General features: G+C 60.5%; 21 protein-coding genes. 16 read left to right on the forward strand and 5 right to left on the reverse strand.

What is annotated here, in order from left to right; all coding sequences use genetic code 11:
• Positions 1–36 precede the first annotated feature (36 nt).
• The 3 genes from ACA065_RS11300 (at position 37) to ACA065_RS11310 (ending at position 4927) form a co-directional block, all read left to right on the forward strand.
• On the forward strand, positions 37–2151 hold the full coding sequence (locus ACA065_RS11300) for a TonB-dependent receptor family protein (protein WP_497694569.1): 2115 nt from the start codon (positions 37–39) through the stop codon (positions 2149–2151).
• A gap of 1304 nt (positions 2152–3455) precedes the next feature.
• On the forward strand, positions 3456–3998 hold the full coding sequence (locus ACA065_RS11305) for a sigma-70 family RNA polymerase sigma factor (RefSeq protein ID WP_497694570.1): 543 nt from the start codon (positions 3456–3458) through the stop codon (positions 3996–3998).
• Entirely contained in the window at positions 3995–4927 is a 933-nt protein-coding gene (locus ACA065_RS11310) for a FecR family protein (protein ID WP_497694571.1), read from the forward strand. Before ACA065_RS11305 ends, ACA065_RS11310 begins: the two co-directional genes overlap by 4 nt.
• Position 4928: 1 nt before the next feature.
• Here ACA065_RS11310 and ACA065_RS11315 read toward each other — a convergent pair whose 3' ends face one another.
• The gene (locus ACA065_RS11315) at positions 4929–6764 is read right to left on the reverse strand and encodes a sigma-54-dependent Fis family transcriptional regulator (protein ID WP_497694572.1); all 1836 of its coding nucleotides are present in this window, start codon (positions 6762–6764) and stop codon (positions 4929–4931) included.
• A gap of 249 nt (positions 6765–7013) precedes the next feature.
• Here ACA065_RS11315 and ACA065_RS11320 point away from each other — a divergent pair, with 249 nt between their 5' ends.
• Genes ACA065_RS11320 through ACA065_RS11345 form a run of 6 tightly spaced genes read left to right on the forward strand, consistent with a single transcriptional unit; the run spans position 7014 to position 12936 of the window.
• Positions 7014–8108 carry an ABC transporter ATP-binding protein gene (locus tag ACA065_RS11320; protein WP_497694573.1) on the forward strand — a complete coding sequence of 365 codons (1095 nt, stop codon included), beginning with the start codon at positions 7014–7016 and terminating at the stop codon, positions 8106–8108.
• A complete protein-coding gene (locus tag ACA065_RS11325; protein ID WP_497694574.1) occupies positions 8108–9205 on the forward strand; it encodes an ABC transporter ATP-binding protein in 1098 nt (365 codons plus the stop codon). Before ACA065_RS11320 ends, ACA065_RS11325 begins: the two co-directional genes overlap by 1 nt.
• Positions 9202–10068: a carbohydrate ABC transporter permease gene (locus tag ACA065_RS11330; RefSeq protein ID WP_017137728.1), complete on the forward strand. Its 867-nt coding sequence runs from the start codon at positions 9202–9204 to the stop codon at positions 10066–10068. Before ACA065_RS11325 ends, ACA065_RS11330 begins: the two co-directional genes overlap by 4 nt.
• Positions 10069–10078: 10 nt before the next feature.
• On the forward strand, positions 10079–10879 hold the full coding sequence (locus tag ACA065_RS11335; RefSeq protein ID WP_003232361.1) for a carbohydrate ABC transporter permease: 801 nt from the start codon (positions 10079–10081) through the stop codon (positions 10877–10879).
• 10 nt (positions 10880–10889) lie between these two features.
• Entirely contained in the window at positions 10890–11162 is a 273-nt protein-coding gene (locus tag ACA065_RS11340) for a DUF2160 domain-containing protein (protein ID WP_497694575.1), read from the forward strand.
• Between the two features lie 31 nt (positions 11163–11193).
• Positions 11194–12936 (forward strand): ABC transporter substrate-binding protein, encoded by a 1743-nt coding sequence (locus ACA065_RS11345; protein ID WP_497694576.1) that lies wholly within the window; start codon positions 11194–11196, stop codon positions 12934–12936.
• A 176-nt stretch (positions 12937–13112) separates the two neighbouring features.
• Here the strand turns inward: ACA065_RS11345 and ACA065_RS11350 are convergent, their stop codons facing one another.
• Positions 13113–13544: a hypothetical protein gene (locus tag ACA065_RS11350; RefSeq protein ID WP_497694577.1), complete on the reverse strand. Its 432-nt coding sequence runs from the start codon at positions 13542–13544 to the stop codon at positions 13113–13115.
• Between the two features lie 167 nt (positions 13545–13711).
• Between ACA065_RS11350 and ACA065_RS11355 the strand changes: the two genes are divergently transcribed.
• Positions 13712–14104: a RidA family protein gene (locus tag ACA065_RS11355; protein WP_497694578.1), complete on the forward strand. Its 393-nt coding sequence runs from the start codon at positions 13712–13714 to the stop codon at positions 14102–14104.
• Here ACA065_RS11355 and ACA065_RS11360 read toward each other — a convergent pair whose 3' ends face one another.
• Positions 14105–15001, reverse strand: coding sequence for a LysR family transcriptional regulator (locus ACA065_RS11360; RefSeq protein ID WP_497694579.1), 897 nt, complete (start codon positions 14999–15001; stop codon positions 14105–14107).
• Positions 15002–15151: 150 nt separating this feature from the next.
• On the opposite strand from ACA065_RS11360, the gene ACA065_RS11365 reads away from it, so the two are divergent.
• Positions 15152–16165 (forward strand): ABC transporter substrate-binding protein, encoded by a 1014-nt coding sequence (locus tag ACA065_RS11365; protein WP_497694580.1) that lies wholly within the window; start codon positions 15152–15154, stop codon positions 16163–16165.
• A gap of 1011 nt (positions 16166–17176) precedes the next feature.
• Here the strand turns inward: ACA065_RS11365 and ACA065_RS11370 are convergent.
• A complete protein-coding gene (locus ACA065_RS11370; protein WP_497694581.1) occupies positions 17177–17965 on the reverse strand; it encodes an AraC family transcriptional regulator in 789 nt (262 codons plus the stop codon).
• Between the two features lie 85 nt (positions 17966–18050).
• Here ACA065_RS11370 and ACA065_RS11375 point away from each other — a divergent pair, with 85 nt between their 5' ends.
• The 5 genes from ACA065_RS11375 (at position 18051) to ACA065_RS11395 (ending at position 22086) form a co-directional block, all read left to right on the forward strand.
• Positions 18051–19049 carry a bile acid:sodium symporter family protein gene (locus ACA065_RS11375; protein ID WP_497694582.1) on the forward strand — a complete coding sequence of 333 codons (999 nt, stop codon included), beginning with the start codon at positions 18051–18053 and terminating at the stop codon, positions 19047–19049.
• A gap of 87 nt (positions 19050–19136) precedes the next feature.
• The gene (locus ACA065_RS11380; RefSeq protein ID WP_497694583.1) at positions 19137–19499 is read left to right on the forward strand and encodes a type 1 fimbrial protein; all 363 of its coding nucleotides are present in this window, start codon (positions 19137–19139) and stop codon (positions 19497–19499) included.
• A gap of 111 nt (positions 19500–19610) precedes the next feature.
• Positions 19611–20795, forward strand: coding sequence for a sugar transporter (locus tag ACA065_RS11385; protein ID WP_497694584.1), 1185 nt, complete (start codon positions 19611–19613; stop codon positions 20793–20795).
• Positions 20796–20942: 147 nt separating this feature from the next.
• On the forward strand, positions 20943–21641 hold the full coding sequence (aqpZ, locus tag ACA065_RS11390) for an aquaporin Z (protein ID WP_497695335.1): 699 nt from the start codon (positions 20943–20945) through the stop codon (positions 21639–21641).
• A gap of 85 nt (positions 21642–21726) precedes the next feature.
• A complete protein-coding gene (locus tag ACA065_RS11395) occupies positions 21727–22086 on the forward strand; it encodes a lysozyme inhibitor LprI family protein (RefSeq protein ID WP_497694585.1) in 360 nt (119 codons plus the stop codon).
• A gap of 356 nt (positions 22087–22442) precedes the next feature.
• Here ACA065_RS11395 and ACA065_RS11400 read toward each other — a convergent pair whose 3' ends face one another.
• Positions 22443–22661: a hypothetical protein gene (locus tag ACA065_RS11400; RefSeq protein WP_497694586.1), complete on the reverse strand. Its 219-nt coding sequence runs from the start codon at positions 22659–22661 to the stop codon at positions 22443–22445.
• Positions 22662–22780 lie beyond the last annotated feature (119 nt).

Here is a 22780-nt window from a genome sequence, read left to right on the forward strand (position 1 = left end):
AGGCCTGTCACGCCCCCGAATTCCAAGGACTTGCCCATGCTGTTGCGCCAACCTCCGCTTCTTTTTGCCGCCCTGGCCTTGAGTTCACTGGCGCATGCCGAAGCACTGCAATTGGCGCCGGTCGAGGTCACCAGCAGCGAAGCCAGCGCAGGCGAGGTGGCCCAGGCGCAACTCAAAAGCGTGCCCGGTGGCACCAACTACATCGACATGAGCAGCGTGCAGCAGGGGCGCGTGAGCACCAACGAAGATGTGTTCAAGTACCAGGCCGGGGTGTACGCCAAGGCGGCGAACAATGAAGGCGTGAAACTCTCGATCCGGGGTTCGGGCTTGAACCGCAGCCCAGGCTCCCACGCCTCCGGCCTGTATGAAATGTTCGACGGTCTGCCGCTGACCGGCCCTGGTGGCACACCTTACGAACTCAAGGACCCGCTGTGGCAAAGCCGTGTCGAAGTGCTGCGCGGCGCCAATGGTTTTGATCAGGGCGCGCTGGCCTTGGGTGGCTCGGTCAACTATGTCACCCGCACGGGCTATGACGCGCCCAAGCTGCAAGTGCGTTATGAACTGGGCAGCCGCGGCTATGCCCAGCGCGAGATCAGCTCCGGCCAGGTGCTGGGGGATGCCGACTACTACATCAGCCTGACCGACTCGGAGTCCGACGGCTACCAGCACCAGAGCGCCGGCACCGGCAAGGGCATTGCGGCCAACTTCGGCTACCGCTTCAACCCGGACCTGCAGACGCGGTTCTATTTTCGCTACCGCGAAACCACCAACGACACGCCCGGCAAGCTGACGCGTTACCAGATCAGCCATGACCCAACGGCCGCCAACAGCCTCAACGCCGCGCGTGATTCTAAACGCCTGCAACCCGGCTCGACCTGGCTCGCCAACAAGACCACCTTGCAGCTCGATGACAACGCCCGCGTCGAGGTCGGGCTGGCCTATCACGACTACCCGATGGACCTGCGCGAAGGCACCAACCGCCTCAAAGTCGCCTACACCGACGTGAGTGGCACCTTGAACTACATCCGCCAGGACAGGCTGTTCGGTCACGACAGCAAAACCACGCTTGGCCTGCGCACCACTCAGGCGATGCCCAATAACGGCGCTTCGGAATATGTGCGCGTGCCTTCCGCTGATCCCGCGAAGTATTACGCGCCCGGCACCAAGACCCGCGATTACAGCTACCTGGGTTCCGACACCGTGCTGCACATCGGCAATGACCTGGAACTGGTCGAGGATTTGTGGCTGACCACCGGCCTTGCCGCGATCTACACCCGCCGCGAAACCCAGGTGACCTACCCCGAAGGTCAGGCGCCGCTCAGCCAGCACGATTGGGATTACGCGCCGCGCATTGGCCTGCGCTATGACTTCACCCCGCAATTGCAGGTGTACGGCAACCTGAGCCGCTCGGTCGAGCCACCGCATGCGTGGTCGATGATCTGGGGTTCCAATAAATACTTTACGAGTGGGCCGGCCACAGGGCTGGCCCGCGAAGGCGTGAGTTTGCGCAATCAGACCGCCACCACGCTGGAGATCGGCGGCCGTGGTGAACAATGGTTTGGCCAGTGGGACCTGGCGCTGTACCGCTCCGAAGTGCGCCACGAACTGCTCACCGTGGAAACCCAGGCGCAAACCGCCACCAGCAACGCGGTTGTCGCCGAAGCCAACGCCAGCCCCACCGTGCACCAAGGCGTGGAACTGAGCCTGCTCAGCCCGTTGTGGGACGGCGGGCGCAACGGCCAGCTGGCTTTGCGCCAGGCCTACACTTACAGCGACTTCCATTACCGTGACGACGACCGTTTCGGCGACAACACCTTGCCGGGCATTCCCACGCATTACTACCAGGCGCAACTGCGCTACAGCCATCCGACCGGTTTGTACACCAGCCTCAACACCGAGCACTCATCGCGTGTGGCGGTGGACTACGCCAACTCTTACTACGCTGCGGCCTATACCACACTGGGCGCGACCTTCGGTTACGACGCGCCGAAACAGGACTGGCAAGCGTGGGTCGACCTGCGCAACCTCACCAACCGGCGCTATGCCAATACGGTCACGCCGGGTTACGACGACAAGGGCTTGGATGTGGCGCGGTCTACACCTGCAGACGGTCGGGGTATCTATACCGGTGTGTCGTGGAGCTGGCGTTAAGCCTGCCACCACTCGAATGTGGGCGCTGGCTTGCCTGCATCGCTGCATAGGTATCTACACATCTTTTTTACTAATTTAGTTCTGTGGTGGTGCTGGGGGCGCTGGGTACATATCCGTTATTTGGGTTAGGGCTGATATGGGTTCCGCTCTTACAGCGGGTCACTTTTGAAAAGAGCCCAAAAGTAACCAAAAGGCTCTTGCCCCACCACTCGGCACCTCGCCTAGGCTCGGTGTGCCCGCACTCCGGCTTTGGAGCGGGGGCCGCCGCGATGGGCCATCCTTGGCCCAGCGCGGCTAAACCGGCGTCCTGCCGGTTTACCCCCGCTCCAAAGCCTGCGTTCGGCCAGCGTGGTTGACGGGGCGCCTAAGATCAAGATCAAGATCAAAAGCAAGAGCACGGCGGCCTAGTAGCCGACCTGAGTGGTTAGATCAAAAGCGAAAGCGAGGCGGCCTGACAGCCGACCTGTTTACTGAAACTGTTCTCGGTCTAATTGTGGGAGCGGGCTTGCTCGCGAATGCGGTGTGTCAGTCAGCTTATTTGTAACTGACACACCGCATTCGCGAGCAAGCCCGCTCCCACATTTTGAGCTCAGTACATCAGGTAGATGTGTGTGTACTCGGTCAAATGTGGGAGCTGGCTTGCCTGCGAAGGCATCAACTGGGTTTGCCTGATGTACCGAGGTGTCTGCATCGCAGGCAAGCCAGCTCCCACAGAAAAGCAGCTCTGCTTTTGCTCTGCTTTTGCCCTGTTTTTGCTTCAACCACTCAGGTCGGCTACTAGGCCGCCGTGCTGTAGATCTTGATCTTGATTTTGATCTGACAGGCCCCGTTAACCACGATGGCCGCAAGTAGGCACGGTGGAGCGGGTAAACCGGCAGGGATGCCGGTTTAGCCGCGCTGGGCCAGGGATGGCCCATCGCGGCGACCCGCGGAAACGGGCCGGAGTGCGGGCATGCCGAGCCTAGGCGAGGCACCGAGTGGTGGGGCAAAGACCTTTTGGTTACTTTTGGGGCGTTTGCCAAAAGTGACCCGCTGTAAGAGCGGAACCCTACGAAGCCGTTACCGCAGCAACGGATATGTACTCAATCTACCTAACCCCGCCACAGGCCTAATGCAACACAAAAAGTTGCGTAGATACCTATGCCCATCCCAGGCAGTTCCCACATTCAACCTGCTTCGTTCGCCCGTCCGCCTTTCTTAACCGAACAGCATCAGGGCTTACCGGAGAGCCCCTTGCCCCCACACCGTTTTACTGGCATTGTTCGCGCAATTGGTAACATTTCCCATTTGAGAAGTTTTTGCGTATGCATGACATTCCGGCCGCGCCGGGCGATTGCGCCCGTCAGCAGACCCTCACGGCAATGTACAGCGAGCATCACGGCTGGTTGCACGGCTGGCTGCGCAAAAAACTCGGCTGTTCCCAGTACGCCGCCGACCTGGCCCACGATGCGTTCATTCGCGTATTGATGCTGGCCGAGCCGCAAGCCATCAAGGAACCCCGCGCCTTTCTCGCCACCACCGCTGGGCGCCTGCTGATCGATGGCGCGCGGCGGCGGCGCATCGAAAGGGCGTACATGGAGGCCCTGGTGCTCCAGTGCGAAGACGCCGGCATGCCCGACCCTGCTGCGGTGCATGTGGCACTGCAAGCCCTGGAGCGCATCGCCGAAATGCTCGCCGGCCTGCCGGCGAAAACCCGTGAAGCATTCCTGTTGAGTCGCCTTGACGGGCTGACCTACAGCGAGATCGCCACGTGCCTGGATGTATCTCCCAGCACGGTCAAAAACTACATTTCCACGGCCCTGGTGCATTGCTATCACAGCTTGCACGTGACGGACCCGCTGTCGTGAACACCGAACACATCATCCAGCAAGCGGCGAATTGGCTGACACGACTGAACGACGAAGATGTCACCGATGCCGACCGCCACGCCTTCAACACCTGGTGCCAGGCCGACCCGCGCCACGCCGTGGCCATCGAACGCATGCGCGTGCTGTGGGGCAACTTCGACGCCTTGCCGGCGCAACCGGCGCGCATCGCCCTTAATCGTGCCTTCGCCCCACAACGCTCGCGTGGCGCACAGGTGCTGGGTTTACTCGGCGTATTGCTCTGCGGTTGGGTGGGGTTGGAGCGCGTGCCGGTATGGATGGCCGACCAGCGCACCGGCGTCGGCGAACGCCGCCAGGTCGCCCTCGAAGACGGCAGCCGGTTGCAGCTCAACAGCAACTCGGCAGTGGACGTGAAGTTCGACGGCCACCAACGTGTGATCGAACTGCTGCAAGGCGAGCTGTGGGTCGAGGTGGCCAAGGATGCGCAACGGCCCTTCGTGGTGCGCACCGACCAGGGCACGGCCACGGCATTGGGCACGCGCTATATGGTCAAGCGCGCGGCGGACGGCACCACCGTGGTCACGGTGATCGAGTCCAGCGTGGCGGTCAAAGGCGAGGGCAAAGAGGGCGTCAAGGTCTCAGCCGGCCAGCGCTCGGTCCTCGACCATGGCCGCGCCCAGGCGCCGCAAGCGATTGGCAACACCGACTCGGACGCGTGGACCCGTGGCCTGCTCAAGGTCAACGACCAGCCATTGAGCGAGGTGCTGCAAACCTTGGCCAGCTACCGCCATGGCCTGGTACGTTTCGATGCACAAGCGTTGAAAAACCTGCGCGTGTCCGGCGTGTTCAAGCTCGACGACACGGCGGCCGCGCTCGCAGCACTCGCCGACAATTTGCCGATCCAGGTGGAGTATTTCACCGACCTGCTGGTGGTGGTCAAGCCGCGTTAGCTCAGCGTTCGTTCTGGCGCAGGCGCTTGTACAGGGTATTGCGGCTCACGCCCAATTCCCGCGCAAGGTGGGAAATGTTCCCGCCCGCTGCCTTCAAGCGTTGCGTCAGGTCAATGCCATCCTCCATACACCACTCGCTGGCAGGCAATGGCGCCGTCACGTTCAAATCCACAAAAAAATCATCCGGCAGGTGTTCCGGGCGCACCGGCTGTTCCTCGGCCATCGCCAGCGCCACCTGCAATACGCTGCTGACCTGGCGCAAATTCCCCGGCCACGGGTGCTGTTCAAACAATGCCAGCACCTCGCTGCTCAGCCCGGCCCATTGGCTCGGCTCGCGGTGCTGCTGCCACAACTGCTGGAACAGCGCCTGTTTGTCGGTGCGTTCGCGCAACGGCGGCAGCTCCAGGGTCAGGCCGCCGATGCGGTAATACAAATCCTCCCGAAAGCGCCCGGCCTGCACCCATTCGCGTAGCGCGCAGTTGGTGGCGGAGATGATGCGCAGGTCCACCGGGAACACCTCGCTGCTGCCCACCGGTTGCACGCAGCGTTCCTGCAGCACGCGCAGCAGCCGGGCCTGGGTCGGCAGCGGCATGTCACCGATTTCATCGAGAAACAGCGTGCCCTTGTCGGCCTTGCGTATCAGGCCGATGCTGCCTTTCTGATTGGCGCCCGTGAAGGCGCCTTTTTCGTAGCCGAACAGTTCCGATTCGACCAACTCCGCGGGGATCGCCGCACAGTTCACCGCGATAAACGCCTGCGCGCTGCGCGAGCTGGCCTGGTGCAGGGCTTTGACGAACACCTCTTTGCCCACGCCGGTCTCGCCGTGAATCAGCAGCGGTATGTCCTTTTCCAGCAGACGTTCGGCCTGGCGCACGGCTTTTTCCACGCGCACATCGCCAAAATGCAGGGTCTTGAGGCTAATTGAGGTCGGTTTTATGACCGCAGGTTTGCTGGGTTTGGGCTCACTGAACACTCGCGCCTGCACCGGCATCTGCTTCGGGCGTTTGAGTAAACACTGAAACCGATTGCGTCCCGCCGCCTGTAGCGAAAACGGCAAGCCTTCAGGCTGATTCAACAACTCCAGCAATGACACCTTGAACAGACTGTCGATCAGCACCCGCGACAAACTGATGCCCAGCAGGTTATCCGCGCGGCGGTTGGCCGACAGCACCTGACCGCTCTCATCAAAAATCAGCAGGCCCGCCCACTGGCTGTCGAGGTTGTTCAGGCCGGTATTGAAGGTCAATTGGAAATGCTCGCCGCGAAACAAGTTGAGGATCAGCCGGTTTTCCACGGTCTGGCTCATCATCTTGACCATGCCCAAGGTGTGGGAGGGCGGCAAATAGCTGTCGCTGGACACATCCAGCACCGCAATGATTTCGCGTTGGGCGTCAAAGATCGGCGCCGCGGAGCCGGTCATGAAACGGTTGGCCTTAAGGAAGTGTTCATCGTGCTCGATGTGCACCGCTTGGGCACAGGCCAGTGCGGTGCCGATGGCATTGGTGCCGCTGCTGCGCTCCTGCCAACTGGCGCCGGCGCTGAAACCGCGCGCCAGTTTCGGCTCGATAAACCGCTGGGTGCCCCACGATGTCAGGACCTGGCCCTGGTTGTCGGCCAACATGATCAGGCAGTTGGAATTGCTCAAGATGTTTTCGTAGTAGGGCAGCACTTCCTGATGCGTGGTCTGCACCAGCGAATGCTGGCTTTCCAGCAATTGGCTGATGCCCTCGGCGGGCAGTTGGTCAAAGCTGGGTGTGCTCTGGTGATCCAGGCCAAATGCGCGGCAACGCCGCCAGGAATCCTGAATAAGGGTGTCGTGAGCCAAGGGTTCGGCCATGGGGCGACCTTCATTTTTATTGTTATTGGGCTTGCACAAGCTGGCGGGTGTCGCCCATCAATTGTTGTTCACAACTGTTCATTGTCAACCCCGCGCCTGTTCAATTGTTCAGCCGGGATTGTTCAGTTGTGTTCATCCTTGAACACTGCTTTTTCCGCATTTGCTTACAGATCAATCACCTGCCACTTCTGGCACGAAACTCGCTCTGCATGGTTGCCAGATTCATTCCAATAATAAAAAGGGCGTGTCATGTCATTGACCCTGGAAAATGTCTCCCGCGTCGTCGAAGGCCAGACCTGGATCGACGACGCCAACCTGCGTTTCGAAGCCGGTTCCTTCAACGTGTTGCTCGGCCGCACCCTGTCCGGCAAGACCAGCCTGATGCGCCTGATGGCCGGCCTGGACAAGCCCGACAGCGGGCGCATCCTGATGAACGGCGTCGACGTCACGCAAAAGCCGGTGCGTCTGCGCAATGTGTCGATGGTCTACCAGCAGTTCATCAACTACCCGACCATGACCGTGTTCGAGAACATCGCCTCGCCGTTGCGCCAGGCCGGTGTGTCCAACGAGCTGATCCAGAGCAAGGTGCTCGAAACCGCGAAGATGCTGCGCATCGAGAAGTTCCTGCAGCGCCACCCGCTGGAGCTGTCCGGTGGCCAGCAGCAACGCACGGCCATGGCCCGTGCGCTGGTCAAAGACGCCGAGTTGATCCTGTTCGATGAGCCGCTGGTGAACCTGGACTACAAACTGCGCGAAGAGCTGCGTCAGGAAATGCGCGAGCTGTTCAAGGCACGCCACACCATCGCCATCTACGCCACCACCGAACCCAACGAAGCCCTGGCCCTTGGCGGCACCACCACGATTTTGCATGAGGGCCGGGTGATCCAGAGCGGCAAGGCCGCCGAGGTGTATCACCAGCCGCAAACCGTGCTGGCGGCTGAGCTGTTTTCCGAGCCACCGATCAACCTGATGCCGGGACGAATCAGCGGCAATGAAGTGAGTTTTGCCAACTTCGTGCACTTCCCGCTCAACGTCGACCTGCGCCCCATCGGCGAGGGCGAGTTCCGCTTTGGCGTGCGCCCCAGTCATATCAGCCTGGTGCCAAGCAACGACGATGACCTGGAGCTGGCCGTGACCGTGGAAGTCGCCGAGATCAGTGGTTCGGAAACCTTCCTGCACGTGCGCAGCGAACATTTTCTGCTGGTGCTGCACCTGCCGGGGGTACACGAGTACGACGTCGATGCGCCGATCCGCGTGTATATCCCCACCCATAAACTGTTTGTGTTCGATGGTCAGGGCCGTTTGGTCCAGGCCCCCGGGCGCCGCGTTGCGAGGGTTGCCTGATGGCCGAGATCCATTTGCAGAACCTCGCCCACAGCTATAGCCCTACGCCGGCCGGCCCTGAAGACTACGCGATTCGGGAAATGAACCACGTGTGGGAGCAGGGCGGAGCCTACGCCTTGCTCGGGCCGTCGGGGTGCGGCAAGTCGACGTTGCTGAATATCATCTCCGGGCTGCTCAGCCCGTCGGAAGGCCAGGTGCTGTTCGACCATAAAGTGGTCAACGACCTCACCCCGGAAAAACGCAACATCGCTCAGGTGTTCCAGTTTCCGGTGGTGTACGACACCATGACGGTGTTCGACAACCTGGCCTTTCCGCTGCGTAACCAAGGCATGGCCGAGGCGAAAATTCACAGCAAAGTGCAGGAAATCGCCGAAGTCCTCGACCTGCAAAACCTGCTGAGTAAAAAGGCGCGCAACCTCACCGCTGATGAAAAACAGAAAGTCTCCATGGGCCGTGGCCTGGTGCGTGACGACGTGTCGGCGATCCTGTTCGATGAGCCGCTGACGGTGATCGACCCGCACCTGAAGTGGAAACTGCGGCGCAAGCTCAAGCAGATCCACGAGCAGTTCAACATCACCATGGTCTACGTGACCCACGACCAGCTCGAAGCCTCGACCTTTGCCGACAAGATCGCGGTGATGTATGGCGGGCAGATCGTGCAGTTTGGCACCCCGCGCGAGTTGTTCGAGCGGCCGAGCCACACCTTTGTCGGCTACTTCATCGGCAGCCCGGGGATGAACCTGATCCAAGTGCAAGCCGAGGCGGGCGGGGTGCGTTTTGCCGGCACGTTGCTGCCTTTGTCCGAAGCGTTGCAGCAGCGTATCCGCGACACCGACTACCAGACACTGCAGGTGGGCATTCGCCCGGAATTTATCCACGTGTGGGACGAGTACAACCCTGACGCCTTGCAGGCCGATGTCACACACCTTGAAGACCTCGGCACCTACAAGATCATGACCCTCAACCTCGACGGCGCAGCGTTGAAAGTGCGCCTGGCCGAAGACAAACCGGTGCCCGAAAGCCAAGCCTCGATCAGCTTCCCCGCGCAATGGCTGATGGTCTACGCCGATGACTACCTGCTGGAGGTGCAGCCATGAACAAGGTGCAGAACAACAAGGCCTGGTGGCTGGTGTTGCCGGTGTTCCTGCTGGTGGCGTTCAGTGCGGTGATCCCGATGATGACCGTGGTCAACTATTCGGTGCAGGACATCTTCGACCAGTCCAGCCGTTACTTCGTCGGCGCCGACTGGTACAAGCAGGTGCTGCTCGACCCGCGTTTACACGACTCGTTGCTGCGTCAGTTCATCTACTCGGCCTGCGTGCTGTTGATCGAAATTCCATTGGGTATCGCCATCGCCCTGACCATGCCGACCAAGGGCCGTTGGTCGTCGCTGGTGCTGATTATCCTCGCCATTCCGCTGCTGATTCCGTGGAACGTGGTGGGCACCATCTGGCAGATCTTCGGCCGTGCCGATATCGGCTTGCTCGGTTCAACCCTCAACGCCATGGGCATCAACTACAACTATGCAGCCAACACCATGGACGCTTGGGTCACCGTGTTGGTGATGGACGTGTGGCACTGGACCTCGTTGGTGGCGCTGCTGTGTTACTCGGGGCTGCGGGCGATTCCGGACGTGTACTACCAGGCCGCGCGGATTGATCGCGCATCCGCCTGGGCGGTGTTCCGACATATCCAGTTGCCGAAGATGAAAAGCGTGCTGCTGATCGCGGTGATGCTGCGCTTTATGGACAGTTTCATGATTTACACCGAGCCCTTTGTATTGACGGGTGGCGGGCCGGGTAATGCCACCACCTTCCTCAGCCAGACGCTGACCCAGATGGCTGTAGGCCAATTCGACCTGGGCCCGGCGGCGGCGTTTTCCCTGGTGTACTTCCTGATCATCCTGTTGGTGTCCTGGCTGTTCTACACCGCCATGACCCACTCCGACGCCAACCGCTGAGGCCGCCAACATGAGCAAACGCAAGCTGATCCCCTTACTCATCTACATCCTGTTCCTGCTGGTGCCGATTTACTGGTTGCTGAACATGTCCTTCAAGAGCAACACCGAAATCCTTGGCGGGCTGACGCTGTTTCCGCAGGATTTCACCCTGGCCAACTACAAAGTGATCTTCACCGACCCGAGCTGGTACACCGGCTACCTCAACTCGCTGTACTACGTGAGCCTGAACACGGTGATTTCCCTGAGCGTGGCATTGCCGGCGGCGTATGCCTTCTCGCGCTACCGTTTCCTCGGTGACAAGCACCTGTTCTTCTGGCTGCTGACCAACCGCATGGCGCCGCCCGCGGTGTTCCTGCTGCCGTTTTTTCAGCTGTATTCGTCCATTGGCTTGTTCGATACGCACATCGCCGTGGCCCTGGCCCATTGCCTGTTCAACGTGCCGTTGGCGGTGTGGATTTTGGAAGGCTTCATGTCTGGGGTACCCAAGGAAATCGACGAAACCGCCTACATTGACGGCTATAGCTTTCCCAAGTTCTTCGTGAAGATCTTTATCCCGCTGATCGGCTCCGGCATCGGCGTAACGGCGTTTTTCTGCTTCATGTTTTCCTGGGTCGAGCTGTTGCTGGCGCGCACCTTGACGTCGGTCAACGCCAAGCCCATCGCGGCGGTGATGACCCGCACGGTCTCGGCCTCGGGTATCGATTGGGGCGTGCTGGCAGCGGCGGGGGTGTTGACCATCCTGCCCGGCATGCTGGTGATCTGGTTTGTTCGCAACCACGTGGCCAAGGGCTTTGCCCTCGGCCGGGTCTGAGGAGTCGATTATGGAATGGATGGCCTGGACCACCCCCACCGCGTTGTTCTTTGCGGGCATTGCCTTGCTGCTGGCGGGCATGACCACTTGGGAGCTGCGCTCGCCGAGCATCCCTCGGCGCGGTTTGTTGCCGATCAGCACCACCCGTGGTGATCGTTTGTTTATCGGTCTTCTCGGCAGCGCCTACCTGCATTTACTGGTGATTGGCGTAACCGGCTGGAGCATCTGGGTGGCGACTGCGCTGTCCCTGGTGTGGCTGTTGTGTGTGATGCGTTGGGGCTAGTGCTCCGTGAATAAACAACCAGGAGGTCTCTATGTTGAATAAAAACAATAAGCTGCGACATAGCATTTCATTGGCCGCCGTACTGGCCCTCAGCGGTTTGAGCGCCACGGCCTGGGCCGATGCGTATGAAGATGCGGCGAAAAAATGGATCGGCAGCGAGTTCAAACCGTCCACCCTCACCGAAGCCCAACAGCTCGAAGAGTTGAAGTGGTTTATCAAGGCGGCGGAACCGTTCCGTGGGATGAAGATCAACGTGGTGTCGGAAACCCTCACCACCCACGAATATGAATCCAAGGTGCTGGCCAAGGCCTTCAGCGAAATCACCGGGATCAAGCTGACCCACGACTTGCTGCAGGAAGGCGACGTGGTGGAAAAGCTGCAAACCCAGATGCAGTCCGACAAGAACATCTATGACGGCTGGGTCAACGATTCCGACTTGATCGGTACGCACTTTCGCTATGGCAAGACCGAATCGATCACCGACCTGATGGCCAACGAGGGCAAGGACTTCACCTCGCCGACCCTGGATATCAAGGACTTTATCGGCATCTCCTTCACCACCGCGCCAGACGGCAAGATCTACCAGCTACCCGACCAGCAATTCGCCAACCTCTACTGGTTCCGCGCCGACTGGTTCGAGCGCCCGGAGCTGAAAGCCAAGTTCAAGGAAAAATACGGCTATGACCTCGGCGTGCCGGTGAACTGGTCGGCCTATGAAGACATCGCCAAATTCTTCAGCGAAGACGTCAAGGAAATCGACGGCAAACGTATTTATGGGCACATGGACTACGGCAAAAAAGACCCGTCACTGGGCTGGCGCTTCACCGATGCCTGGTTCTCGATGGCCGGTGGTGGCGACAAGGGCCTGCCCAACGGTTTGCCGGTGGACGAGTGGGGCATTCGCGTGGAGGACTGCCACCCGGTGGGCTCCAGCGTAACGCGCGGCGGCGACACCAACGGCCCGGCCGCGGTATTCGCCACGCAGAAATACGTGGACTGGATGAAAGCCTACGCGCCACCGGAAGCGGCCGGCATGACGTTCTCCGAATCCGGCCCGGTGCCGTCCCAGGGCAACATTGCCCAGCAGATCTTCTGGTACACCGCGTTTACCGCCGACATGACCAAGCCGGGCTTGCCGGTGGTGAACGCCGACGGCACGCCGAAGTGGCGCATGGCCCCATCGCCGGTCGGGCCTTATTGGGAAAAGGGCATGAAGAAGGGTTACCAGGACGTGGGTTCCTGGACCTTCCTCAAGTCGACGCCTGAGAAACAGAAACTCGCGGCCTGGCTCTACGCACAGTTCGTGACCTCGAAAACCGTCTCGCTGAAGAAAACCATTGTGGGCCTGACGCCGATTCGTGAGTCCGACATCAACTCCCAGGCCATGACCGACCTGGCGCCGAAACTCGGTGGCTTGGTGGAGTTCTACCGCAGCCCGGCCCGCGTCGAGTGGACGCCGACCGGCACTAACGTGCCGGACTACCCACGGCTGGCGCAACTGTGGTGGAGCAACATTGCGGCCGCCGCCAGCGGCGAGAAAACCCCGCAGCAGGCGCTGGACAACCTGGCCAAGGAACAGGACGCGATCATGACGCGCCTGGAACGCTCCAAGGTGCAGCCGGTGTGCGGCCCGAAAATGAACCCCGAGCGTGATGCTCAGTATTGGTTCGATCAGCCGGGCGCACCGAAGCCGAAACTGGCCAACGAAAAGCCGAAAGGGGAAACCGTGGCTTACAGCGATTTGCTCAAGTCGTGGGAGGCGGCGCGTAAGTAAGCGTATCGGGCAATACGAAGCGGCACTCAGGTGCTGCTTCGTCATTGCGCCATAAGCAGATCCAATGTGGGAGCTGGCTTGCCTGCGATGGCAATCTGTCAGTCAGTACAGTGTTGACTGACCCAACGCTATCGCAGGCAAGCCAGCTCCCACAGTCAATGCAGGCATTCGCGCAATCAGCTCAGGGCCTGTGGCTGAATCTGCAACTCGCCATCCACATCCTTGACCAACCCACTGGCCAGAAACAGCGGCGCCAGGCGCTTGTGCAACTGCGGCTCGACAAACTCTTTCACCGTGTCCAGCACCAGCACGCCGCTGAGCGGCAACTCGGCCTTGGTGTACGACAGCCACGCTTGCTTGAGCTTCATCAACACATCACTGCCCGCCGTGGAGGCAAAGCGGCGGTGGGTGGGTTTGCCGTCGACGTTGAAGGTGTGCTGGAACGCGTAGCCGGTTTCATCGCCAGGGCTGGCGGCGCAGCGTACGCAGGTGCATGGGCCGTCGCCGAACGCGCTGCGCAGGTAGGTGTTGAAGTCCACCACGGGCTTGAGTGACAGGCGCTTATCCACCTCGAACAAGTCCCCAGTCATTTTATCGTCAGTGTTCAACGTCCATTTCCTCGCAGGTCGGCAGGTGTATTTCAAAGCGCGGCACAATACCAGTCAGGCGGTGCCCATGGGGATTTTTTGCGCGAACGGTGCTCGCTTCAGTGTCGACGTCCGTTCGCCAATGACCTTGTTAGAGTTTCCCCAATCAACCCCCACAGGACATTCAAATGAGCACTCACACGTCTATCTATAACCATGGTGTTGCCTGGGAAGAGGGCAACAGCGTCAGCCAGGGCTACAGCGTCAACGGCACGATTTTTATTGCTGGGCAGTTTTCCCACACGCTGGAAGGCGAATTCGTCGATGGCGACGCCGCAGCGCAAACCCGTAAAACCTTGGAGAACCTCGACCACGTGCTGGCCGGCTTTGGCGTCGGCCGCTCGAACATTGCCGCCGTGGATATTTACCTGGTGCACGCTAAGCGTGATTTCGAGGCGGTGGTGGCGGTGTGGAAGGACTACATCGGCACGCATCGCCCGGCCGCCACCCTGGTCGGCGTGAACTACCTGGCGTCGGATGCGCAGATCGTCGAGATCAAGGCCGTGGCCCACGCCGATTGATCAGCCCGGCAGTTGCTCGGCCAGTAAGTCGATAAAGCGCCGGACCCGAGGTTCCAGGTAACGCTTGCTCGGGTACATGGCCATGATTTCGACGTTGCCGGCGTCCAGGTCCGGCAGCACCGGCACCAGGCGCCCGTTGGCCAGGTCGTCGGCGATCAGGAAGTCCGGCAGCAGGGCAATGCCCATGCCTGCCACTGCGGCGTCGCGCAACGCTTCGCCGCTGTCCAGGCGCAGGCGGCTGCGGCCGGGGGCCTTGAACCATTCGCCTTGGGCATCGCGAAAGCGCCAGCTCTGTTTACGTGTACGGCTGCTGAAATACAGGCAGTCATGCTGGGCGAGGGCGTCGGTGTCGCGGGGTGCGCCGTGTTCGACGAGGTAGCCGGGCGCGGCGCAGAGCAACGCCCGGTAGCGTGCAACCACGCGCGATACCAACTGGCGGTCGGCATGCTCGCCGCCAATGCGAATCGCCAAGTCGAAGCCGTCCTCGACGATGTCGGCCATGCGGTCGCTGAAACTGACGTCCACCTGCACCTCGGGCCAGGTGTTCAAGTAGGTATTGAGCAGCGGCAGGATGACGCGGCGCCCGAAGGCATCGGGCAGTGTCAGGCGCAGGAGCCCGCGCGGTGTACCGCTGGGCTGGCCGATGGTGGTTTGCGCGGTGTCGACGGCGGCCAGAATCTGCACACCTTGATCGTAAAGCGCACGGCCTTCATCCGTCAGGCTCAAGGTGCGCGTGGTGCGGTTCAGCAGGCGCACGCCGAGGCTGTCTTCCAGGCGCATCACCGCCTTGCCGGCCGCCGAGCGCGTCAGCCCCATGGCTTGGCCGCCCGCGACAAAGCTGGCACCGTCGACCACGGCCATGAAGATCAGCATTTCATTGAGGTTGGTGCGCAACATGGGAGCGACTCATGGCGAGTGAAGCAGTGGCGCAATATAGCAGCTCAATGCCACTGGTTTATTGCATAAGAATAGATCCAGATATTCTTTTCAAGTCTTAAAAATCGCCGCTAGGCTCCATTACCTTCTCGAAAACGCGGCAGATTCCCGATGACTTTCAAGCGTTCCTCCCTGACCCTCCTGGCCGCGTCCCTGGCGGCTGCAAGCGCCTTGCTCAGCCCCGGCGCCCAGGCCGAAGGCAAGATCAGCATTGCCCAGCAATTCGGCATTGGCTACTTGATCCTCGACGTGGTGCGCGACCAGCACTTGATCGAGAAACACGGCAAGGAGCAAGGCCTGGATATCAAGGTGGAATGGAACAGCATTTCCGGGGCCACTGCGATGAATGAATCGCTGCTGGCCGGCGCCCTGGACGTGGTGTCGGCCGGTGTGCCGCCGATGCTCACGCTGTGGGACCGCACCAAGGGCAAGCAGAACGTCAAGGCGATAGCTTCCCTTGGGTCGATGCCTAATTACCTGCTGACCAATAATCCGAATGTGAAGACCCTCAAGGACTTCACCGAGAAAGACCGCATCGCCGTGCCCGCGGCGGGTGTGGGCTTCCAATCGCGCACCTTGCAGATCGAAACCGCCAAGCAGTTCGGCGACGCCAACTACAAGAAGTTTGACGACATCTCTATCAGCCTGGCCCACCCGGATGCTACGGCGGCGTTGATTGCCGGTGGTTCGGAGATCAATTCGCACTTCTCCAGCCCGCCGTTCCAGTACCAGGAATTGCTCAATCCTAAGGTGCACAAGGTGCTCAGTTCCTACGACATCCTGGGTGGGCAGGCGACGTTCAACGTGCTTTACACCACGCAGAAATTCCACGACGAGAACCCTAAGACTTACAAGGCGTTCTACGACGCGCTGGCCGAGGCCGAGACGATCATCAAGGCCGACAAGCCGGCTGCGGCCAAGGCGTATATCCGTGTCGAGGAATCCAAGCTGCCGTTGGAGTTGGTGGAGAAAATCGTTCAGGACCCGGAAATTGATTTCACCATCGTGCCGCAGCGTACCTATATCTATGCCGAGAAATTGCAGGAACTGGGTGTGTTGAAGAACAAGGCGGCGAGCTGGAAGGATTACTTCTTTGAAGAGGCTCATGGTGGGAATGGGAGTTGAGTTGGCCTGCATTTGGAATGCGGATAAATGGCTGATTGTGGTGGGGCAGGTGGTTGGTCGGGGTACATATCCGTTGCTGCGGTAACGGCCACTTAGGGTTTCGCTCTTACAGCGAGTCACTTTTGGCAAACGCCCCAAAAGTAACCAAAAGGTCTTTGCCCCACCACTCGGTGCCTCGCCTAGGCTCGGCATGCCCTCACTCCGGCTTGAATCCGTGGGCCGCCGCGATGGGCCATCCTTGGCCCAGCGCGGCTAACCCGGCGTCCTGCCGGGTTACCCACGGATTCAAGCCTGCGTTCGGCCATCGTGGTTAACGGGGCCTGTCAGATCAAGATCAAAATCTACAGCACGGCGGCCTAGTAGCCGACCTGAGTGGTAGAAGCAAAAGCAGGGCAAAAACAGATCAGAAGCAGAGCTGCTTTTCTGTGGGAGCTGGCTTGCCTGCGATGCAGACACCTCGGTACATCAGGCATAACCAGTTGATGCCTTCGCAGCGGTTCGGCGGTCCGACAAGCCAGCTCCCACCTTTGACCGAGTACACACATCTACCTGATGCACTGCGATCCAAAATGTGGGAGCGGGCTTGCTCGCGAATGCGGTGGGCCAGCCACCAAATGCATCAACTGACACACCGCCTCGCTTTCGCTTTTGATCTAACCACTCAGGTCGGCTACTAGGCCGCCGTGCTGTAGATTTTGATCTTGATTTTGATCTTAGGCGCCCCGTCAACCACGCTGGCCGAACGCAGGCTTTGGAGCGGGGGTAAACCGGCAGGACGCCGGTTTAGCCGCGCTGGGCCAAGGATGGCCCATCGCGGCGGCCCCCGCTCCAAAGCCTGCGTGAGGGCACACCGAGCCGGAGGCGAGGTGCCGAGTGGTGGGGCAAGAGCCTTTTGGTTACTTTTGGGCTCTTTTCAAAAGTGACCCGCTGTAAGAGCGGAACCCATATCAGCCATCACCCAAATAACGGATATGTACCCCACCTACCTAACCCCACCCCCCACCCCAAAAATCAACGAAAAAACTCCCCCGGTGTCGCATCAAACTGCTGCCGAAACGCCGCAATAAACGCCGAAGTCGACTCATACCCACACCCCAACGCCACGTCCGTCACCCGCTCACCTTGCTCCAGGGCGGGCAGGGCGCTAAGCAGGCGCAACCGCTGACGCCAAGCGCGAAACGTCAGCCCTGTATCACTCAGAAACAACCGACTCAGCGTCTTCTCACTCACCCCCAGCTTTCGGCCCCAATCCCCCAAAGTCGTCTGCTGCTCCGGATGCAGATTCAAGCTGCGATAAACCTGACGTAATCGCGGGTCCAGCGGCAAAGGCAGCATCAAATCCACCTGCGGCGCGGCGGCCAGCTGGTCCAGCACCACCTGGGCCAGACGCCCATCCGGCCCGTCCTCGGCATATTCCACCGGCAGCTCACTGAAGCTGCGGATCAACTCACGTAACAAGCTGCTCACCTCCAACACCTGACAACGCTCTGCCGCCCAGGCGGTGACGCTGCAGTCGAGGTACAGGCTGCGCATTTCCGTGTGCGGCGAGCTGAACACCCGGTGCGGCACGCCCGCGGGAATCCACACCGCACGCTGGGGTGGCGCGACGAAGCGGCCGACGCTGGTCTGGATCTCCAGCACCCCGGAAATCGCGTAGGACAATTGCACCCACGGGTGGCTGTGGCGGCGGGTCAGGGCCCGATTGGGCAGCGATTCAGTGCGCCCATACACCGGCCGTGGCAGGCTGGAAAGCCCGGGTACACTGCGGCGGACCGTCTTTTCATGTCCTTTAGGCGGCATTTACTGGCTCATTGGCGTTAGTCGGTAATAAGCCGTTACGTTAGAGTCGCAACGATGCGCTTGGCAACCCCTGGAAGATTTGCTTATGACCCGCCCACGTTTTCTGCCCGACAACTTCACCCTGACGCTGATCGCCACGGTGATCCTCGCTTCATTGCTGCCCGCCAGCGGCCAGACCGCCGTGGCCTTCGGCTGGGTCACTAACCTGGCCATCGCGCTGCTGTTTTTCCTGCATGGCGCCAAGCTGTCGCGCCAGGCCATCGTTGCCGGGGCCGGGCATTGGCGCCTGCACCTGCTGGTATTCAGCCTCACGTTCGTGCTGTTCCCCTTGCTGGGCCTGGCACTTAAGCCGCTGCTGTCGCCGCTGATCGGCAAAGACCTGTACATGGGCATGCTTTACCTTTGCGCCTTGCCAGCCACCGTGCAATCGGCGATTGCCTTCACGTCCCTGGCGCGTGGCAACATTCCCGCGGCGATCTGCAGCGCGGCGGCGTCGAGCCTGTTCGGCATCTTCCTCACGCCGTTGCTGGTGACGTTGTTGCTCAACGTGCATGGCGACGGCGGCTCCACCGTCGACGCGATCCTGAAGATCAGCGTGCAACTGCTGCTGCCTTTTGTTGCGGGCCAAATTGCCCGCCGCTGGATCGGCGACTGGGTCGGCCGCAATAAATCCTGGCTGAAGTTCGTCGACCAAGGCTCGATTCTGCTGGTGGTCTTCGGCGCGTTCAGCGAAGCGGTCAACGAAGGCATCTGGCACCAGATCCCACTGTGGGAGCTCGGCGGTCTGGTAGTGGCCTGTTGCGTGCTGCTGGCCTTGGTGCTGGTGGCGTCCACCCTGCTGGGCAAGGCTTTCGGCTTCAGTCAGGAAGACCGCATCACCATCTTGTTCTGCGGCTCGAAGAAAAGCCTGGCGACGGGTGTGCCGATGGCCCAGGTGTTGTTCGCCGGGGCGACCATGGGCGTGTTGATTCTGCCACTGATGCTGTTTCACCAAATCCAGTTGATGGTGTGCGCGGCGCTGGCACAACGCTACGCCAATCGGCCGGAAAGCATCCCCGAGATGATGGGGCAGGTGGATCCGTGATCCAGATCACACCCTGAGCCGAATCACCTCAAGTTAACGCGCGGCCAGACGACTACCCTTATAGAGAGCCCAATAAGGAGTGTCGGCATGAACGTTAAAGGTATTTCGGTAGTTACCGGCCTGTTTTGCCTCTGGGCGGGTGCCTGTGCTGCGGCACAGACAGTGGGGCAGGGTACCATTGTGTTCACCGGCGCTATCGTGGAGCCTGGGTGTGCGACAAATGCGCGCAGCGGCGCGGTGATGGAACTGACAGGTTGCGCCACTTCTAACCGCGGCAGCCGCTTTGATGTGCGCAATGTGGCGCCGGTGGCCAGCGTCAATGCCGCCCACGTGAAGCTGGTGGCGGACAGCGGCAACGGGCGCTATTACGACCAGCGCTATCTGCTGGTGGACAGTGCCGGCAAGCCGATCCAGTCGGGCAATTACGTGATCACCATGACCTCGCCGTAAGCCTCCGGGCGACGATCCGCGTCAACAACGGGCCGAGAAACCTATAGAATGCTCGGCGGCGGCGCTGTTCTGCGTGGCCGTTGGATCATCGCCAGAGTACCTCGCCCGCCAATGAGCATTTCAGCCGCAACCCCCCAAGCCAATTGGCAACCGGTCATCGCCCTCGCGCTGGCCGCGTTTGTATTCAATACCACCGAATTCGTGCCGGTCGGCCTGCTCAGCGCCATCGGCGCCAGCTTCGACATGCCCATCGCCAGCGTCGGCTTGATGCTCACCATCTATGCCTGGATCGTATCGCTGACCTCGCTGCCGGTGATGCTGCTGACGCGTAACGTCGAGCGGCGCAAGTTGCTGATCGTGTTGTTTGGCTTGTTTATCGCCAGCCATATCCTCTCCAGCGTCGCCACCAGCTTCGGCTTGCTGATGGTCAGCCGCATCGGCATCGCGTTGTCCCATGCGCTGTTCTGGTCGATCACCGCCTCCCTGGCCGTGCGCCTGGCGCCAGAAGGCAAACAGGTGCAAGCCCTCGGCCTGCTGGCCACCGGCACGTCACTGGCGATGGTCTTGGGCATTCCGCTGGGTCGCCTGCTTGGCGAAGCCATGGGCTGGCGCACTACGTTCCTGGTGATCGCCGCGTTTGCCGCCGCCCTGGTGTTCTGGTTGGCGCGCACCTTGCCGCTGCTGCCGAGCCAGAACTCCGGTTCGCTGCGCAGCCTGCCGATGTTGTTCAAACGCCCGGCGCTGGTGGCGCTTTACGTGCTCACCGCCATGGTGGTGACCGCGCAATTCACCGCCTACAGCTACATCGAACCCTTTGTCGAAGGCGTCGCCGGCCTGAGCGGCAATGTGGTGACCCTGTTCCTGCTGGTGTTCGGCGGCGCGGGCATCATCGGTTCGCTGCTGTTCAGCCTGGTGCACCGTTTCAACCCGCATATCTTTGTGGTCAGCGCGGTGTTCCTGCTCGCCGCGTGCCTGGCGTTGATGCTGCCGTTGAGCGGTGCCGAGTCCTACCTGGTGGGCCTGAGCGTGTTCTGGGGCATGGCGATCATGGGCTTTGGCCTGGCCATGCAATCGAAGGTGCTGGTGCTCGCACCGGACGCCACCGACGTGGCCATGGCGATGTTTTCCGGCATCTACAACATCGGCATCGGCGGCGGTGCGCTCATGGGCAGTTGGGTCGGCAGCCACTTCGGCTTCGCCTGGATCGGCGCGGCGGGCGGCTTGCTCGCGGCGGTGGCGTTGATTGGGTACTGCCTGGCGATTCATCGGTATGGGCAGGGTGTGGCGCGCACCTGACGCGCAAAACGCCGCACATTGAGTAAAACCAGACAAATCTTACAGGGCGTTTTGATGCCCATTGCTACCGTCGCGCCGGGCCTGCCACATCCCGTGGTGACGGCGATTGCCACGACCTTGAACAAGGGCCGTGGCACTTGGAAAGCAATGGAGTCGATTGTGCAAAAACGTTTGACCGCAGAGTTTCTAGGTACCTTCTGGCTGACGTTCGGCGGCTGTGGCAGCGCCATTCTGGCGGCGGCATTCCCAGAGCTGGGTATTGGTTTTGTCGGCGTTTCCCTGGCGTTTGGTCTCACCGTACTCACCATGGCCTACGCGGTAGGCGGCATTTCCGGCGGGCATTTCAACCCCGCGGTGACCATTGGTTTATGGGTCGGGCGGCGTGTTCGCAGCGTTGATGTGCTGCCGTACATTGCGGTGCAGGTAGTCGGCGCGATACTCGCCGCTGCGGCACTCTACGAGATCGCCAACGGGCAGCCGGATTTCGCGGTGGGTGGTTTTGCCGCCAACGGTTATGGCCCGCTCAGCCCAGGCAAATTCGACCTGTTTGCTGCGTTGCTGGCCGAAGTGATCGCCACGTTCTTCTTTGTCCTGATCATCATGCGGGTCACTGCACCGGGCGCAGCTGCCGGGTTTGCGCCGATCGCCATCGGCCTGGCGCTGACCTTGATTCACCTGGTTCTGATCCCCGTCACCAACACCTCGGTCAACCCGGCTCGCAGTACTGGCCCGGCGTTGTTTGCCGGTGGTGAGTACCTGTCGCAACTCTGGCTGTTCTGGCTGGCGCCGATCGTGGGCGGGATACTCGGTGCGTTGGCCGCCCGTGCACTGGGCGAGCGCGACTAAACGCATGGGGCATTTTCCCGAGAACTTTTTCGGCGGCGGCGGGCCTACCTATAACGCCGCCCATTTGCCTCGGAGCCGACTCTCGATGCCACGTTCATTGATCAAACCTGCACTCTTCACCGGTATTTGCACCTTGATGCTCAGCCTTTGCAGCCAAGCCGCCAGTTTTGACTGCGCCAAGGCCAAGGCTGCTGACGAGATCGCCATCTGCGCCAACCGCAGTCTCAACGACCAGGATGTCACCATGGCGTTGCTCTACGACTTGAACAAGCACTTCATGGCCATGGGCGGGCGCGGCTCATTGATGGACGGGCAGGCTGCCTGGCTTAAGCAGCGCCGCACGTGCGGAGCGAAGGTGAGTTGTTTGAGTGATGCCTACACACGGCAGATTGCGATGTTGCGTGGGTTTATTGATGAGCGGGTGATGACGAAAGGGCCGTTCTGATTCAGTGCAGTACCGCTGATGGGCTGGATTTCATAGAGGGCGACCGCGAGGTCGCCCGTTTTCGTTTACGCCGTGCGGGCCCGCAACGTGCGCCCAATTACATCCAGCAATCGTGTTGGGGACGCTGTTGCGCGTATATCTCTTCATTCTTCTGCGGCCAGCGGTTCTGGAACAGCTGCACATCCAAGCGGCGCGATGCTCGGTGACGTCGATGATGTAGAGCGCGTGCATGGCGAAAATCATGCTCGGTGACTTGAACGGAAGGAGAGAAAGCCCTTTATGCGGCAACCCGGTTAGGCAGCCAAATGAACCTTTCTCCTTCCATGGTCATGTGCGACCCATTTAGCGCTCGCTTATTAAAAGATCTCACCGCCGCAATCAGGAGGATCCACGAATAAGTTATCAATGTAACCCCTCGCCTCAGCTAACGTAGGTTTGGTAATGCTCCTGACTCCCGTCGGACTTATAGCGGTGTAGGCCGTTACCTGACCGACCAGGTTGTTATTGCTGTCGTAACGGCCGCCCGTTGGCCCCTCTTCAATTTGATAGCCCTTGTAGGTTTCGACGATTGCCATGGTGATGCTCCTTGCGTGGTGGGTTTACCACTACAGACTAAAAAGCATGGCGGGGGCCGTCTACTGTGACAATTGACAGGTGCTTAGATCAAAGGGCGATAGTTTTATTGCAAGACGCG

The organism is Pseudomonas sp. LBUM1640 (assembly GCF_059716225.1).